Origin of the sequence: Roseateles chitinivorans (genome assembly GCF_002761755.1) — a bacterium.
GTDB classification, from domain to species: Bacteria; Pseudomonadota; Gammaproteobacteria; order Burkholderiales; family Burkholderiaceae_C; genus Roseateles; species Roseateles chitinivorans.
This window is the reverse complement of sequence record NZ_PEOG01000148.1, coordinates 1-1,923: the sequence shown is the minus strand read 5'-3', so window position 1 is coordinate 1,923 and position 1,923 is coordinate 1. Positions and strand designations below refer to the sequence as shown.

2 protein-coding genes are annotated in these 1,923 nt (G+C 72.1%); one reads left to right on the top strand and one right to left on the bottom strand.

The features are described 5' to 3' along the window. Positions 1–1,247 (bottom strand): MFS transporter (locus CS062_RS25050; protein ID WP_099864559.1); only part of this gene is annotated, 1,247 nt, incomplete at its 3' end. Between the two features lie 326 nt (positions 1,248–1,573). Here CS062_RS25050 and CS062_RS25045 point away from each other — a divergent pair. Then, positions 1,574–1,923, top strand: a 350-nt coding sequence (locus tag CS062_RS25045) for a hypothetical protein (protein ID WP_438270501.1), incomplete at its 3' end; no start/stop codon positions are given.

Below are 1,923 nucleotides of genomic sequence, written 5' to 3'. Positions count from 1 at the left end.
GGCGCCTGGCCCGCGCTGCTCGCGGTGCCGGCAGCCGGCACGCGGGCGCGGCCGCCGCGCTCGGCCCAGGTGCGGGTCCAGCGGATCTGCATCACGCGCATCACGCCCAGCATCAGCAGCGATAGCACCGCGAAGATCGCGAAGCCCCAGAAGTAGGTGCCGGCGTATTGCTTGGACAAGCCCATCAGGTTGGGCACCAGCCCGCCGCCGAGCGCACCGACCTCGCCGATCATCGAGCCCGCCACCGCCGTGGCCGCGGGCCAGCGCAGCGGCACCAGCTGGAACAGCGCGCCGTTGCCCGCGCCCAGCGCGGCGAAGCAGACGATCAGCAGCAGCGTCGTGACCACCAGCGAGCCGCCGGCCAGGCCGACGAGCAGCAGCGTGACCGTCACCCCGACCAGCACCACGGTCAGCGTGTTGACGCCGCCCCAGCGGTCGGAGATCCAACCGCCCATCACGCGCACCGCCGCGCCCATGAAGGCCGCCAGCATCGTCAGCTGGCCGGCCTGCACCTTGGAGACGCCGAACTGGTCGTAGTAGTAGGTGGGCAGGAAGGTGATCAGGCCGATGAAGCCGCCGAAGGTCACCGCGTAGATCAGGCTGAAGGCCCAGCCGTCCTTCTCGAACAGGCAGGCCATGTGGCTGCGCAGGCCGGCATGGCTGTCGACGTCGGGCGGCTCCTTGGCGAAGACGATCATCACGATCATCGGCACCAGGATCGCGACACCGGCCACCGCGTAGACCGCCTGCCAGCCCAGCCACTGCGCCAGCGGCGGGGCGACCAGCACCGACACTGCGGTGCCGACGTTGCCGGCGCCGACCAGGCCCATCGCCAGGCCCTTGTACTTCGGCGGGTACCAGCCCGACCCGAGCGACAGCGCCACGCCGAAGCTCGCGCCGGCGATGCCCAGCAGCACGCCCATCGCGAGCAGGTCGTCGTAGCCCTTGACCATGAAGAAGCCGTAGCCCATCGCGACGGCGATCAGCGCCATCTCGACCAGCGTCGCGTTCTTGCGGCCGATGTATTGCGACAGCACGCCCAGCGGGAAACGCATCAGCGCGCCGGCCATGATCGGGATCGACAGCATCAGCCCCTTCTGGGCGGCGGTCAGTTGATAGGCCTCGCTGATGAACGGAGCGAGCGCGCCGTTCAGCACCCAGATGCAGCACGAGAACGCGAAGTACAGGAACGCCGCACCGAGGGTCGGGGCGTGACCGGAGCGCAGGAAGGTGCGGAACGCTGCCATGGCGGGGAAGCTCTGGGAGGCTGGAAACGAAAAAAGGCCGCGTCGAGCACCGGGCTCGGCGAGGCCTTCTGACGGATGGGGCACGGGATCGCGGGGCGGTCCGGTGCGATGACCGCGGAGCCGGAGCCCCGCGCGGGCGCGGCGCGTCGTTGCGCCACGCCCTTCCATTCGCAAGTCGCGTGCCAGATGACCGCACCGCACCCGAGGCGCGCCGCGTCCGGCGCGAAGGGCTTATGCTGCGACGCGCCGCGGACGACCCCGATCCCGGCGCTCCGACAAGGCGGTCGACGCCGCCTTTCTCCTCTGTCGCGCCCCGCCTGCCGCCCATGTCCGCGTCCCTGCCCGCGCCCGCCGCACGCCCCCTCGATGACGCCGCCGCCGATGGCGACGCGCTCCCCCGCCGCGTGCTGCTGCTGGGCGGCGACGGCCTCCCGCTCGACCCGCCGCCGCACTGGATCGTGGCGTCCGTGCACCAGCCCGGACGCGACAGCTTGGTGCGTGCCGCACAAGAACAGGCCGTCGACGCCTTCGTGTTGCTGGCCGGCGCCGACCAGCTCGAGGGCTGGCTCGATGCGATCGAGGCCGCCGGCGAGGCCTTCCGGGCGTCGCCCGCGGCTGCCGCGTCGGGCCCGCTCTGCGGCCTGGCCGTCATGCCCGACGCGCCAGCCCTGCGGCC